The 14262-nt window shown below is 46.0% G+C and carries 18 protein-coding genes; 17 read left to right on the forward strand and 1 reads right to left on the reverse strand.

Annotated features, from left to right (window positions below; all coding sequences use genetic code 11):
• Positions 1-137: 137 nt before the first annotated feature.
• Together rluC and AC27G9_RS01310 are read left to right on the forward strand one after the other, a co-directional pair.
• Positions 138-1082, forward strand: a complete 945-nt coding sequence (gene rluC / locus AC27G9_RS01305) for a 23S rRNA pseudouridine(955/2504/2580) synthase RluC (RefSeq protein WP_487070215.1) — start codon at positions 138-140, stop codon at positions 1080-1082.
• On the forward strand, positions 1079-1726 hold the full coding sequence (locus AC27G9_RS01310) for an HAD-IA family hydrolase (RefSeq protein ID WP_487070217.1): 648 nt from the start codon (positions 1079-1081) through the stop codon (positions 1724-1726). The genes rluC and AC27G9_RS01310 overlap by 4 nt, the downstream gene beginning before the upstream one ends.
• Positions 1727-1738: 12 nt before the next feature.
• On the opposite strand, the gene AC27G9_RS01315 is transcribed toward AC27G9_RS01310, so the two are convergent.
• Entirely contained in the window at positions 1739-2359 is a 621-nt protein-coding gene (locus AC27G9_RS01315) for a Maf family protein (RefSeq protein ID WP_487070219.1), read from the reverse strand.
• A gap of 219 nt (positions 2360-2578) precedes the next feature.
• On the opposite strand from AC27G9_RS01315, the gene yceD reads away from it, so the two are divergent.
• The 15 genes from yceD (at position 2579) to AC27G9_RS01390 (ending at position 14260) form a co-directional block, all read left to right on the forward strand.
• A complete protein-coding gene (yceD, locus tag AC27G9_RS01320; protein WP_487070221.1) occupies positions 2579-3106 on the forward strand; it encodes a 23S rRNA accumulation protein YceD in 528 nt (175 codons plus the stop codon).
• Positions 3107-3109: 3 nt separating this feature from the next.
• A complete protein-coding gene (rpmF, locus tag AC27G9_RS01325) occupies positions 3110-3280 on the forward strand; it encodes a 50S ribosomal protein L32 (protein ID WP_487070223.1) in 171 nt (56 codons plus the stop codon).
• 17 nt (positions 3281-3297) lie between these two features.
• Positions 3298-4323 (forward strand): phosphate acyltransferase PlsX, encoded by a 1026-nt coding sequence (gene plsX / locus AC27G9_RS01330; RefSeq protein ID WP_487070225.1) that lies wholly within the window; start codon positions 3298-3300, stop codon positions 4321-4323.
• On the forward strand, positions 4320-5285 hold the full coding sequence (locus tag AC27G9_RS01335; protein WP_487070227.1) for a beta-ketoacyl-ACP synthase III: 966 nt from the start codon (positions 4320-4322) through the stop codon (positions 5283-5285). The genes plsX and AC27G9_RS01335 overlap by 4 nt, the downstream gene beginning before the upstream one ends.
• Positions 5286-5354: 69 nt before the next feature.
• Positions 5355-6278, forward strand: coding sequence for an ACP S-malonyltransferase (gene fabD, locus AC27G9_RS01340; protein ID WP_487070229.1), 924 nt, complete (start codon positions 5355-5357; stop codon positions 6276-6278).
• Positions 6279-6303: 25 nt separating this feature from the next.
• A complete protein-coding gene (fabG, locus tag AC27G9_RS01345; protein WP_487070231.1) occupies positions 6304-7041 on the forward strand; it encodes a 3-oxoacyl-ACP reductase FabG in 738 nt (245 codons plus the stop codon).
• A 199-nt stretch (positions 7042-7240) separates the two neighbouring features.
• Positions 7241-7480, forward strand: a complete 240-nt coding sequence (acpP, locus tag AC27G9_RS01350; protein ID WP_070123232.1) for an acyl carrier protein — start codon at positions 7241-7243, stop codon at positions 7478-7480.
• 75 nt (positions 7481-7555) lie between these two features.
• Positions 7556-8797, forward strand: coding sequence for a beta-ketoacyl-ACP synthase II (gene fabF / locus AC27G9_RS01355; protein ID WP_487070234.1), 1242 nt, complete (start codon positions 7556-7558; stop codon positions 8795-8797).
• Positions 8798-8968: 171 nt separating this feature from the next.
• Complete coding sequence (pabC, locus tag AC27G9_RS01360) at positions 8969-9802, forward strand: aminodeoxychorismate lyase (protein WP_487070236.1); 834 nt, start codon at positions 8969-8971, stop codon at positions 9800-9802.
• A complete protein-coding gene (gene mltG / locus AC27G9_RS01365) occupies positions 9786-10817 on the forward strand; it encodes an endolytic transglycosylase MltG (RefSeq protein WP_487070238.1) in 1032 nt (343 codons plus the stop codon). The genes pabC and mltG overlap by 17 nt, the downstream gene beginning before the upstream one ends.
• 82 nt (positions 10818-10899) lie before the next feature.
• A complete protein-coding gene (gene tmk / locus AC27G9_RS01370) occupies positions 10900-11517 on the forward strand; it encodes a dTMP kinase (RefSeq protein ID WP_487070240.1) in 618 nt (205 codons plus the stop codon).
• The gene (gene holB / locus AC27G9_RS01375) at positions 11514-12392 is read left to right on the forward strand and encodes a DNA polymerase III subunit delta' (RefSeq protein WP_487070242.1); all 879 of its coding nucleotides are present in this window, start codon (positions 11514-11516) and stop codon (positions 12390-12392) included. The genes tmk and holB overlap by 4 nt, the downstream gene beginning before the upstream one ends.
• A gap of 13 nt (positions 12393-12405) precedes the next feature.
• Positions 12406-13212, forward strand: coding sequence for a TatD family hydrolase (locus AC27G9_RS01380; RefSeq protein WP_487070244.1), 807 nt, complete (start codon positions 12406-12408; stop codon positions 13210-13212).
• Positions 13196-13747 (forward strand): pyridoxamine 5'-phosphate oxidase family protein, encoded by a 552-nt coding sequence (locus AC27G9_RS01385; RefSeq protein ID WP_487070246.1) that lies wholly within the window; start codon positions 13196-13198, stop codon positions 13745-13747. The genes AC27G9_RS01380 and AC27G9_RS01385 overlap by 17 nt, the downstream gene beginning before the upstream one ends.
• Positions 13748-13840: 93 nt before the next feature.
• Positions 13841-14260 carry a BLUF domain-containing protein gene (locus AC27G9_RS01390; RefSeq protein WP_487070248.1) on the forward strand — a complete coding sequence of 140 codons (420 nt, stop codon included), beginning with the start codon at positions 13841-13843 and terminating at the stop codon, positions 14258-14260.
• The last annotated feature ends 2 nt before the right edge of the window (positions 14261-14262 follow it).

Genomic DNA, 14262 nt, shown 5'->3' on the forward strand with positions numbered 1-14262 from the left:
AAACTATCTATCTTAACAGTTTGAAACCCACGTGATTATCGCACTAAAACACGATTTTTAGCAAGAAAAGAAAATTATTCTTGCGGGTTAGGATAAGTTGTAGGTCTTGGTTTGGTATTTGAGGTAAAATCTGGCTTATGAATAAAGAATTATACCAACAAGTTCAATTTTTGAACGTCGATTCTGACCAAGCTGGCCAGCGAATTGATAACTTTTTGCGCACTTTGCTCAAAGGTGTGCCAAAAAGCATGATTTATCGCATTCTTCGCAAAGGTGAGGTGAGAGTAAACAAAAAACGGGTTAAGCCTGAATATAAACTTCAAGCCGATGATCTGATTAGGGTCCCGCCGATTCGAGTTTCAGAAGCGCCAGAAGGGCCTTCCCCTAAACTGGAAAAAGTCGCTACTCTGGAATCTCACATATTGTTCGAGGACGACAGGTTACTTGTAATGAATAAACCTTCGGGCTTAGCAGTGCACGGTGGTAGCGGTCTAAGTTTCGGTATGATTGAAGGGTTGCGTTCATTGCGTCCACAAGAGAAATTTCTCGAGTTGGTGCATCGCTTAGACAGGGACACGTCTGGTTGTATTCTGATTGCCAAGAAACGCTCTGCACTTCGTCATCTACACGAACAGTTGCGCGAAGGTAAAATGGATAAACGTTATAACGCCTTGGTTGAAGGGCAGTGGCCTGCAAACCGATTTAAAGTTAAAGCGCCGCTGCTGAAAAATGTACTGCAATCGGGTGAGAGAATTGTCAATGTTCACGATGCCGGAAAGCCGTCAGAAACTCGCTATCGTATTTTGGAGCAATTCGATGGTGCGACCTTAGTCGAAGCCTCTCCAATTACTGGCAGGACCCATCAAATTCGGGTTCATAGCCTTCACGCTGGCCATCCGATAGCGTGCGATCCCAAATACGGCAGTACAGCGTTTGACGCACTAGCAAAGAAAAAGGGACTAAATCGCCTTTTCCTGCATGCTGCAAGTCTGCGTATATTGCACCCAAAAACGGATGAGCCCATGACGTTTAAGGCGCCACTTGACGACGTATTAACGAGGACACTGGAAAACTTTAGATGAAGTACGACTTAGTCATATTCGATTGGGATGGCACAGTAATGGACTCTGCTGCAAAAATAGTCAATTGCATGCAAATCGCGGCGACAAACTGTGGTGTTGAGGTGCCAAGTCCCGAAGCAGTGAGTCATATTATTGGGATCAGTTTAAAGCCTGCCATTATGCAGTTGTTTGCCACAACGGATGATGATCTTGCTGATAAGCTAGTTGAAGCTTACAAACATGCCTACATTGCTCAAGATCAGACACCTTGCCCATTATTTGATGGTGCAGAACCGCTGCTACAACGATTACAAAACGCTGGGGTAACGTTGGCCGTTGCAACGGGTAAAGCCAGGCGCGGGCTCGATAGAGCTTGGGCAAACACAGGAACGGGCCATTATTTTTCGACATCGCGGTGTGCCGATGAGGCTGAGTCAAAACCGTCCAGCGATATGTTGGAACAAATCCTTGCCGAACTCAATGTCAGTGCCGATAGCGCCGTGATGATTGGCGATACCAGCTACGATATGCAAATGGCTGAACAAATTGGGATGGATAGAATAGGCGTATCATATGGCGTCCATGCCGAGGAGCACTTGGAACGCCACAATCCTATTGCGATAGTTGACAGTATCGAATCACTTTCAAATGTCTTGTTTAACTAGGGGCCATTGCCCCTAGTTGCGAAGTTGTTGCGACGCTAGTGTCAGTAAATCGACATCGAATTCGGCAAGCAAATCCCTTAACAGCATTAATGGCAACCCAATGAGCGCATTGGGGTCTCTGCTAGTGATGCTGTCGAACAACAAAATGCCAAGCCCTTCTGATTTAAAACTGCCTGCACAATCATAAGGCGTTTCAGCAAGTAGGTATTGTCTGATTTGGTCTTCACTCAATGCTCTGAACGAAACGGTTGTTTTCTCAACACTTGTCAACGCCTTCTTTACACCCGCTTGTTGCACTGAAACCGCAGTGTAAAACTCTACTGATTTGCCACTGCATTGTATTAATTGTTGTTTCGCATTTTCATACCCCCCCGGTTTTCCCATGATCGAAGGGTGGCCATTCAGGTTGACACAAGCGACTTGGTCACTGCCAATAACAAGGGCGTTAGGGTGCTGTTGGGCGACGAATTCAGCTTTTTGTTTGGCTAATCTCAGCGCGAGTTGTTCCGGTAATTCGTTGCTAAATGGGGTTTCGTCGATATTGGGCGCAATGGCGTCTGTATGTATACCAATACTTGCTAATTGCTGACGTCGATATTTTGAGGACGAAGCGAGGATTAAATGGGATTTCATGATAACCACCGAATGCGAGGAATTCCCTCGTCAGATAAATGTCATTATTGCTACATTATAACGCTATGTATCTACGGAAGTCAGTAAAGACAGATATAGCCTTCAAAGCTAGGGTTGCAGCGTGAGTCCTCTACACTTAATAGTGTTGTGAAGTAATGCATCGTAAATCGTTGATTAACCTTTGACAGCAGTGGGTTGACACTATATCATGCGCGCCCTATGCAGAAAGTGAAACTACCGTTACAGGTTGATCCTGTGAAAAGCGCGCTAAAACGGTCCGATTATCGGGGTGTGATGGCGTGTTCTGAAATGGAGCGCCTCAGCGGTGCAGTTGTTAAGACTGACGATTGGGTTGATGTGGAAGTACAGTTTGAAAAAGACGCGCAGGGTTTTACTGTTTTTCACGGCAAACTTGATACGAATGTGACACTAGTCTGTCAGCGGTGCAATGGCGAGTTTGATTACTCACTTCACGTTCCGTTTTGCTTTAGTCCAGTGCAGGGACAGCAAGACACTGAAACATTGCCCGAGGCTTACGAGCCGGTAGAGGTCAACGACCATGGAGAAGTCAGTTTACTTCAAATTTTTGAAGACGAACTTATCTTATCGCTTCCGATTGTCGCCCTTCATGCAGAGAAGGATTGCAAAGTAACGAGTGATGATATGCAGTTCGGTGAAATTGAACCGGAACAAGAGCGACCAAACCCTTTCGCGGTTTTGAAAGAACTTAAGCGAGACCAGGAGTAAATTATGGCAGTACAACAAAATCGTAAAACGCGTTCAAAGCGTGGCATGCGTCGTTCACACGATGCATTGACAGGCGCGACTTTGTCTGTCGATTCTACGTCAGGTGAGACTCATCGTCGTCACCACGTAAGCGCCGACGGTTACCTCAAAGGCAAAAAAGTTATCGGCAACTAGTTGCTGAGTAACGACACTTGTCTAAGCTAACCATCGCGTTAGATATTATGGGGGGCGATCATGGTCCCCCAATTATCCTCGAAGCTGCGCTTAGAGCTGTCCGATCACATCCCTCTATCTCATTTATTTTTTGCGGTGATGCAGCCATCATTGGGCCTGCAATAGACCAACTTTCCCCTGAACAACAAAGCCGAGTTGAGATTTCCCATTGCGAACAGATTGTTGAAATGGGTGAAGCGCCGACATCGGCATTGCGAAACAAAAAGTCATCTTCGATGCGTCGCGTTATTGATTTAGTGCAGTCAAAAGAAGCGGCTGCATGCGTAAGTGCGGGTAATACGGGAGCTTTACTGACGCTTGCGTTTTACGTGCTAAAAACGCTACCCGGCATAGACCGCCCAGCCTTAGTATCGACTATGCCGACTGCAAGTCACCACAAAGTCTTTCTGTTAGATTTAGGTGCCAATGTTAATTGTACGTCTGAGATATTGTTTCAATACGGGGTAATGGGTTCTGTGTTGGCTCAAGAGGTAGCCGGAATTGCCGACCCAAGAGTCGCGTTGTTAAACGTTGGTGAAGAAGACATCAAAGGGAATGCCCAAGTTAAACACGCGGACCAGCTTTTCGAAAGTGCCACAGGTCTCAATTATATCGGTTATGTAGAAGGTGATGATATTTTTACTGACCACGCTGATGTTGTGGTGACCGACGGATTTACCGGTAATGTCGCATTGAAGTCAGCTGAGGGGCTGGCAAAACTCGTCATTAATGAGGTTCGTCGGCAATCTCAATCCAATTTTCTTTCAAGGGTAATGGCGAGAATTGCCTTACCTTTGCTCAAAAGCATCTACAATCGCGTGAACCCCGACCAGTATAATGGCGCCAGTCTGATAGGATTGCGCGGCATTGTAATAAAGAGTCACGGGAACGCATCGGTGGATGCCTTTTACTACGCCATCCTCCAAGCGATTAAAGAAGCTCAAATGCAGGTTCCCGAAAAAATAAAAACGAAAATAGAAACTGTATTGTTGGAGCAGCTTTGAGCAAATTTTCAAAATTTATTGGTACAGGCAGCTACTATCCTAGCGAAATCAGAACAAACGCAGATTTAGAAGTAATGGTCGATACATCCGATGAATGGATTACCGACCGTACTGGTATCAAAGAACGCAGAATTATCGGCGCAAATGAAACTGCGGCGACAATGGGCGCAGAAGCAAGTAAAAAAGCCATCGAAGCAGCGGGAATCGATCCGAAGAGCATCGATATGATTGTTTGTGCTACCACTAGCGGCCGCTATGCATTGCCAAGCACGGCATGTGAAATTCAACGAATTCTCGATCTTGACGGTATTCCAGCTTTTGATGTTGCTGCGGCATGTGCGGGGTATTGTTATGCTCTGAGTGTTGCTGACCAGTATATCAAATCGGGTATGGCGAAGCGTATTCTCGTCATAGGTACAGACTGTTTAAGCCGCTTAGTCGACCCAGCCGACCGAACCATGGTTATCTTGTTTGGTGATGCAGCAGGCGCAACGATTATCGAAGCGAGCGACGAACCTGGAATCTTGTCTACCCATATCCACGCTGCGGGTTCTTATGGCGATCTCTTGTATGTGGGTAATCCCACCCGAGGTGATGAGCAATCGTCTCATGAGAATTGGGGCGTCATGAAGGGCAACGAAGTATTCAAAGTCGCTGTGACGAAATTGAGTCAGGTTGTCGAGGAAACCCTTGCGGCCAATGATATGTCTAAAGCAGACTTGGACTGGTTAGTGCCACATCAAGCAAACTTTAGAATTATCAAAGCGACGGCAAAGAAACTCGATATGTCGCTTGACCAAGTTGTTTTGACCCTTGAAAAATACGGAAACACGTCAGCCGCGACTGTGCCAACCGCATTAGACGCCGCGATTCGAGATGGCCGTATTCAAAGAGGTCAGCATTTACTGCTTGAAGCTTTTGGTGGTGGTTTTGCCTGGGCTTCTGCATTAGTGCGCTATTAACAAGAAGACAAATTTGTGGGATAAAAGACGATTCCACATGAATTGCATAAAGAATTATAAGGAATGACTATGTCACGTACAGCCTGCGTTTTTCCGGGTCAGGGCTCTCAAACTGTTGGTATGCTCAAAGAGCTAGCTGCTGAGTTCCCCATTGTTACCGAGACCTTCGCGCAAGCCTCCAGTGTTTTAGGCTATGACCTTTGGGCTCTGGTTCAAGAAGATACCGAAGGCAAACTCAACCAAACTGAGATCACTCAACCTGCTTTGTTGGCGGCAAGTGTAGCCATTTGGCGAGTGATTGAATCGAAAAATCTCGACGTGGATTACCTGGCTGGCCACTCATTAGGCGAGTATTCTGCCTTGGTTTGTGCGGGCGTTATACGTTTCGAAGATGCTATCAAGCTTGTAGAAGCTAGAGGGCAGTTTATGCAAAGTGCCGTGCCAGCAGGCAGCGGTGCAATGTACGCCATCATTGGTTTAGGTGATGCAGAGATTGAAGAAGCATGTCAACAAACGGCTATCGCTACAGGCGATGTTGTTGCTCCCGTGAATTACAATAGCCCAGGTCAGGTTGTAATTGCTGGTGAAGCAAAAGCGGTTGAGCAAGCAGCAGCAGCGTGTAAAGCCGCAGGTGCGAAACGCGCATTGCCACTCGCTGTTAGCGTTCCGTCTCATTGTGAATTGATGCGCCCAGCAGCTGATCAACTTGCTGAAATGCTGGAATCTATTCAGTTTAATGTCCCTGTCATCGATGTCGTCAACAATGTCGACGTGGCGGTTGAAAAAGACCCTGAAGCCATTAAGAGTGCATTGATTCGTCAACTTTATTGCCCCGTGCAATGGACTAAATCTATCGAGTACCTCGCATCTAACGGTGTGGAGCGCGTGTTGGAAATTGGTCCGGGTAAAGTGTTGACGGGTTTAGTTAAGCGAATCAACAAGACGCTATCAGGCGCGGCAGTCAATACGCCGTTAGCAGTGGAAGAATTATAGTTTTAATAACGACAGGTAAAGTAACATGAGTTTATCAGGCAAAATAGCGTTAGTAACTGGCGCTAGCCGAGGCATTGGTAAAGCCATTGCAACTGCACTAGCAGAATTAGGTGCTACGGTAATTGGGACTGCGACGTCTGACAATGGCGCAGCAGCTATCTCAGACTATTTGTCTGCTTCGGGCGGCAAAGGCATTGCACTGAATGTGACAGATAAAGATGCCGTAGAATCCGCGGTAAAAGCGATTGCTGACGAATTCGGCGCAATCGATATTTTGATTAACAATGCCGGCATCACACGCGACAATCTGTTAATGAGAATGAAAGATGATGAATGGCAAAGTATCATGGATACTAACCTGACATCGATTTTTACTACCTCTAAAGCAGTATTACGTGGCATGATGAAGAAACGCAATGGCCGCATCGTGAATGTCGGTTCAGTTGTCGGTAGTTCAGGTAATGCTGGCCAGGCGAATTATTCTGCTGCAAAAGCAGGTGTAATTGGTTTCAGTAAATCGATGGCGAGAGAAGTGGCCTCACGTGGGATTACAATTAATGTTGTAGCCCCAGGTTTTATCGATACTGATATGACCAAAGCATTAACTGACGATCAGCGTGAAGCTATCTTTAAAGATATCCCAGCTAACCGATTAGGCGCACCGGAAGAAGTTGCTTCGACTGTTGCGTTTTTGGTGAGTGATGGGGCTGCCTACATTAACGGCGAGACAATTCACGTAAATGGTGGTATGTATATGAACTAACACTACTTTAGTAGTGTTGGTCACGTATTTTTAAGCTTGTATTTACGGGCTTAATTGTTAAAATTTTGTTTAATTAAACTTGGTTGGTTGCTGGTTTGACCAGAAAAATTAATAATACTGGTACTTGCATGCAGTTGTGTTGCAAAATAAACTAGCGACAATTTTTACATCTAGTGACGTTTAAGGGAAATCTAGAATTATGAGTAACATCGAAGAGCGCGTTAAGAAAATCATCGTTGAACAACTTGGCGTGAAAGAAGAAGAAGTAAAAGCTGAAGCCTCTTTTGTTGACGACCTAGGCGCTGACTCACTTGACACAGTTGAGTTGGTAATGGCTTTGGAAGAAGAATTCGACACAGAAATTCCAGATGAAGAAGCTGAAAAGATCACAACTGTTCAGTCAGCTGTCGACTACATCAACGCAAACAAAGACGCGTAAGCATCTCTCTTTGCAAAACGGCTCATCTGAGCCGTTTTCTGTTTTCCTACCAAATTTTCATTGCGAGGGCTTGTTGTGACAAAACGTCGCGTCGTAGTTACTGGTCTTGGCATGCTATCTCCCTTGGCTCAATCAGTCGAAGGTACATGGACTCGCTTGCTTGCAGGTGAGAGCGGTATCGGTGAGATTACGCATTTTGACTGTAGTAACTATTCAACTCGTTTTGCGGGTCAAGTAAATGATTTCGACCCACAAGAGTACATAGAGAAAAAAGAAGCCAAAAAAATGGATAGGTTTATCCAGCTAGGTATTGCCGCTGGTAAACAAGCTTTGGCTGATTCAGGTTTAGATATCAACGAATCGAATGCTCACCGAGTGGGTGTGTCAATTGGTTCGGGTATTGGTGGCTTAGAACAAATTGAACAAAACCACACAAAATTGACCAACAGTGGTCCAAAGCGTGTGTCTCCGTTTTTTGTGCCATCGACCATTACAAATATGATTTCAGGCTTCCTTTCAATCATGGAAGGATTAAAAGGGCCTAACATCAATGTTGTTACAGCTTGTACTACAGGTGTACACAACATGGGTGTAGCAGCGCGTATGATTGCATACGGTGACGCAGATGCCATGCTAGCGGGTGGCGCAGAGGCGTCAATCACACCGCTTGGTATTGCAGGCTTCGCTTCCGCAAGGGCACTATCGAGCCGTAACGATGACCCTCAAGCTGCAAGTCGTCCTTGGGATAAAGACCGAGATGGCTTTGTCATGGGCGAAGGGGCTGGTGTCGTCATGCTAGAAGAATACGAGTCAGCAGTCGCACGTGGTGCTAAGATCTACGCTGAGCTCGTGGGTTTTGGTATGAGTGGTGATGCGTATCACATGACTTCTCCTCCGGAAGACGGAGAAGGGGCCGCAGCGTCGATGGAGAATGCTATCAATGATGCAGGTATTGCGCCTGAGGTTATTGGTTACATCAACGCTCATGGGACGTCTACTCCTGCTGGTGACATCGCTGAAGTTGCTGCTGTGAAACGCGTATTCAATGAACACGCGAGTAAAGTGTTAGTCAGTTCTACTAAATCAATGACTGGCCACCTCTTGGGTGCAGCAGGTTCCGTAGAAGCGATATTCACTATCTTAGCTTTACGTGACAAAATGGCACCACCTACCATCAACTTAGATGAGCCAGGTGAAGGTTGCGACCTTGATTTTGTTGCGAATAAAGCCAAAGCTTTTAATGAAGAATACGCTTTGTGTAATTCATTTGGTTTTGGTGGTACTAACGGTTCTTTAGTGTTCAAAAGACCTGAATAACTGCTAGCTTCCAAATACACAAGCCCGGGGCCAACTCGCTTCGGGCTTTTTTGTGTTTGAATTTCCTGATCCAACGCCGGTAGTGCGTTAAATAAAGACAGTCTTTCCCTATTAGTCTGGCCTCTGTATGTTATATACTGGCGCTAATTCCACGATGTTATTGATTTCAATGTGATATATCTCAATCCAGATGACGGCGTGTCATTTAGCAACAGAGCGCTTAATTACGGTGATGGCTTTTACTCCACGATGCAAGTGGATAGCGGTCGTATCGCTTTGTTTGAGAGGCATTGCAATCGCTTGCGCCACCATGCGAAAAGACTAGCTTTGGACTTTGACATCGGTCAATTTTCTCTTGTTGCGAGACAGCAGGCTCAGAACCTGGGTAACGGAGTCTTAAAAGTATTGGTTTGCAGTGATGACGGTGGCCGTGGTTACGCCAGAGCTGCGGGAGGTCAAACCCGATTTACCATTACCCAACATGCTTTACCTAGTCATTATATTGGATGGCAGAAAGAAGGGGTGGCATTGGGTGTGTCCGATATCAAGCTGGGTCTTCAGCCGTTGCTTGCAGGGCTAAAGCACCTTAATCGACTCGAGCAAGTCATGATTAAGGAACAGCTCAGTGAATCTGATTTTGACGACGTTTTAGTTACCGATATTGAAAATCGACTCATAGAAGCCAGTGCAGCAAATGTGTTTTTGATGTTAGATGGAGCTTGGTACACACCGGAATTGAGTTTGAGTGGTGTCGCTGGTGTGATGCGAGAGTTTGTCATTGAGCGACTGGGTGAACTCGGGCGTCCGGTCACAGTACAGGCATTACCTCTGTGTGAAGTTGAGCGCGCTGAAGCAATAGCAATCACCAATGCATTGATGGAAATCGTGCCTGTAAAAACAGTAAGTCTGACGAATCAGTCCAAAGAATATGACATCAGTCCCGTTGTACAACTGAGACAAGAATTAGCAAAGGCTTATCAGGAAGAATATGACGCGGGCTACTAAACTAAGTTCGATACTTGTCGTTTTTCTCGTCGTCGGGTTGATTTGTGGCGTAGCCATCCAACGAACTTGGCAGGCAGCGGTTTCTGGAACAATTGAACTAACTCAACCAACAATTTTCAAAGTGGCATTGGGCAGCTCGGCGAATAAAGTGCTCGGTGACCTCCATCAACAGTACTTTAATCAACATCCATTATTGATCTATAAACTGTGGTTAAAGCTAAATCCTGAATACAGTCAGGTTAAGGCGGGAACCTATCAACTTAAAAATGGTATGTCATTGCAATCCGCGTTTGAACTTATTCGGTCCGGCCGGGAATACACGATTCCCGTTACGCTTATTGAGGGGTTGACCTTTTCACAATGGTTGTCGAGCCTAGCGTCGACAGATGGGGTCGTCTACGATATTGATGATGTGGTGAAAGCTGATTTACTTTCGATGTGGCATGAAAGAATGGGACAACCCAATCACGCCCCCCAGCTAGAGGGGTTGTTTTTAGCTGATACCTATTATGTCACACTCAATACTAAAGCAAGCGACGTCCTAAAGCGGGCAATGTTGGCCATGGTTGAATTTTTAGAAGGGGCATGGCGACAACGAACGGTTGGCTTGCCTCTTCAGTCTCCTTATGAAGCGTTAACACTGGCATCGATTGTTGAAAAAGAAACCGCGGTGGCAAGTGAGAGGCCTCTCATTGCAGGCGTGTTTGTCAACCGGCTCAATTTGAATATGAGATTGCAAACGGACCCTACGATTATTTATGGTTTGGGTGAACGATTTGATGGCGATATCACTCGAAAGCATTTGCGAGAGCACACGCCTTACAATACTTATGTGATTAAGGGGCTGACGCCCACACCTATTGCGATGGCGGGCAAACTAGCGATTACCAGTGTGTTACATCCGTCACAGACTGATTATTTATATTTTGTTTCCCAAGGTGATGGTACGCATTATTTTTCTGCTACATTAGCGGAACACAACGCCGCAGTGCGAAAGTATCAGTTAAAAAAATAAAATAAGTCACGACGACAGCGAGTGTGAAACTGCATTAGCGTCTCGAGACTCATTGTTCAAATTAGAGGTAAATGGCGCTTTTATGAGTGGCAAATTCATAGTGGTAGAAGGCCTAGAAGGAGCGGGCAAGAGCTCGGTAATTTCACTGATTACACAGGCTTTGGAAACAGCGGGAAAGCGCGTCGTCAAGACCCGCGAACCTGGCGGTACGCCTATGGCGGAATCAATCAGAGAATGCGTTAAGCATGATTGGGAAGAGCATGTAACCGAAGAGACTGAATTAATGCTGATGTATGCGGCACGCTCTCAATTGCTAGCCAACGTTATTTTTCCAGCCTTAGCGCGCGGTGATTGGGTCGTGGGTGACCGCCATGATTTGTCTTCGCAAGCGTATCAAGGCGGTGGGCGTCAGCTTGATACCGCCGTATTAAAATCGTTGAGCGACATTACTTTAAAAGGCTTCAAGCCAGATCTAACCCTGTATCTCGATGTTGAACCCGCCATTGGCCTGGAGCGAGCAAGAGGTAGAGGTGAATTGGATCGTATCGAACAAGCTGGGCTCGATTTTTTCCACCGCACTCGGGCGCGATATTTGGAACTTGCAGAAGCAGACGAAACGATTATCGTGATCAGTGCCATGCAATCGATGGAAAAAGTTCACAGCGACGTTTCAGGAGCGGTGGCGGAGTATCTGGCGTGATCGCTTATCCTTGGCTGCAAATGAGTTTGAGTCAATTGACTCATCGTCTTGCACAAAAAGCGCTGCACCACGGCATTATATTGTCTGGTGCAGAGGGTATAGGTAAGTCTGAACTTGCAGTCGCGATGGCGCAAACATTGCTGTGCCAGACGCCGCATGACAACGGTGCTTGCGGCGAATGCCAAAGTTGCCAATTGTACCGTGCGGGAACACATCCTGATGCCCATGCTATCGAAAGTGAAAAGCAAATTGGCGTTGATCTGATTCGCACGGCAATCAGTAAACTCAATGGTACTGCGCAATTGGGCGGTAACAAATGCTTGGTGATTTACGCCGCTGACACCATGACTGAAGCTGCCGCTAATGCATTGTTAAAGACATTAGAAGAGCCCACATCGAGTACCTATTTGATTCTCGTAACGTCACAGCAAAACAAACTATTGCCAACAATATTAAGCCGATGTGAAAAGCAGCATATTGCGACCCCTTCAACGAGTCAAAGTCTAGATTGGCTTCGAAGTGTTGGCATAACAGAACTTGACGAAGACACCTTGCGCGCCTATTCTGGCGCGCCTCTCAAAGCAAAAGCTGTGTTTGAAGGTGATGGCATCAAGTACTCGGACTTTATCGAAGGCGTCCGTCAAATTCAGCGAGGGGAGGCGACGGCATTGACGATGGCCGATAAGTGGCAAAGCGACGCACTTCAGGTGTGTAATTGGTCCCAGCTAGAACTCAAAAAGGCGCTCAATGGTGCTGTAGACTCGGCGTCATTTGCCCGTTATCAAAAGTGTATTGAGGCCAATCAAAAGCTCGCCCATCCCGGCGTTAACAAGGCCTTGGTTTTAGCATCAGTGCTTAATATTTTTTCGAATTAGTAGTAGGTTTAACGTGTTTGTAGATTCTCATTGTCATCTTGATCGTTTGAAGCAAAATGCCGAGCAGCTCAGTGAAACGCTGACGTTTGCAAGACGCCGCGGGGTCGAGCATTTCTTGTGCGTAGCGGTTTCAGTTCGTGAATACGAGGCAATGCGCGAGGCGGTAGCTGCTCATAGTGATGTGTCAGTCTCATGTGGCGTTCATCCACTACATCAAGAAGACGCCTGCTCGTATGACGAATTGTTATCAAAAGCCAGTGCGCCAGAAGTGGTTGCAATTGGTGAAACCGGCCTCGATTATCACTACAGTCCAGATACTAAGCCGGTTCAGGTTACATCGTTTATCGACCATATCAAAGTCGCAAATGCGCTGCAAAAGCCACTGATTATTCACACCCGAGATGCGAAAGAAGACACCATATCGCTGTTAAAAGAACACATGGCACCTGGTACAAATGGGGTATTACATTGTTTTACCGAAACTCTCGAAATGGCTCAAGAGGCTATTGCACTGGGTTTTTACATTTCGATTTCAGGTATTGTGACCTTTCATTCAGCGGACGAGTTACGGGAAGTGGTCAAAGCGATTCCACTTGAACGCTTGTTGATTGAAACCGATTCGCCGTGGTTGGCGCCAGTACCTCACAGAGGCAAACAAAATCAACCGGGTTATGTGGTAGAAGTCGCAGAGTATATTGCAGAACTCAAGGGCGTTAGTGTTGAGGAGTTAGCAAAGCAAACGACTGAAAATTTCTATCAATTGTTTAATTTGGCTAAGCGAACGGTTCACACTGGTAACTTTGATGAGACAACCAATTAGCGGCAATCTCAACGAGGGTATTGAGCGGCTAGACAAAGCGTTAGCCGCTTCTGTTAATGAGCCTTCCTCACGTTTTTTCCAGCTGGCGACAGTCGGCCAGCAAGGCAAACCTCAAAACCGTACTGTGGTATTTCGAGGGATGGAAAAGACACCTTTTTCCTTGTTTTTGGTATCAGATACCGAAAGTAAAAAAGTCGCGGATATCGCGTTCAATCATCATGTTTCTGTGTGTTGGTATTTTGAAGCGTCAAGAGAACAGTTTGTCATTTCTGGCACGGCAAAGGTCTATCAACCTCACCAAAACTCAAATGAACACAGTAAGTGCGTCTATTATTGGCAATCACTTTCTCAACGAGCAAAAGCGGAATATCACGGGATTGTGCTTAAAGCAGATACCAACGATATTGGTGACATTGACCGGCTACCCGACAATTTTTGCGTGATCGGGATACAAGTTCAGATGATTGACTACCTAGATCTGTACGCGGAGCCGAACCTCTCTGTGTTGTTTCAAGACCCTGACATCGCTAAGTAAGTCAGCGGATTCTCATTTATCTCTATATTTTTTTGCCTTCGATAGATTCACACCTATAGTTAATAGCAAGTCACTTATTAAAGCGAGTGTGTTATGCACTTAACTCGATTGGTTTACGCAAGTACAATTGCGTCGGATTTTAGACCTGAAAATATCGAAGATATACTGCGAGTGTCGAGAGCGAACAACGCCAAAAATGGTGTCACTGGCGTACTATTTTTTAACAGTAACTACTTTCTACAGTGCCTAGAGGGAGACAGGCAAGCCGTGTGTGGCACCTATCATCGCATCGCGTTTGATACTCGCCATGAACACCCGATAATTTTGAGTTATAACGAAGTCGCCAAACGGGATTTTGCCGATTGGGCGATGGGATACGTTCCAACCAACCGTATTACGGACGCGGTAAACTCACATCTCATTGGTGAAGCCGATTTTCAGCCATACAGTATGTCTATGGCAGCCGCAGTACAAATGGTCGATGCACTACGAGACTGCCTACATACTCAATAGCT

Source organism: Alteromonas sp. 5NS40-0096 (genome assembly GCF_057544385.1).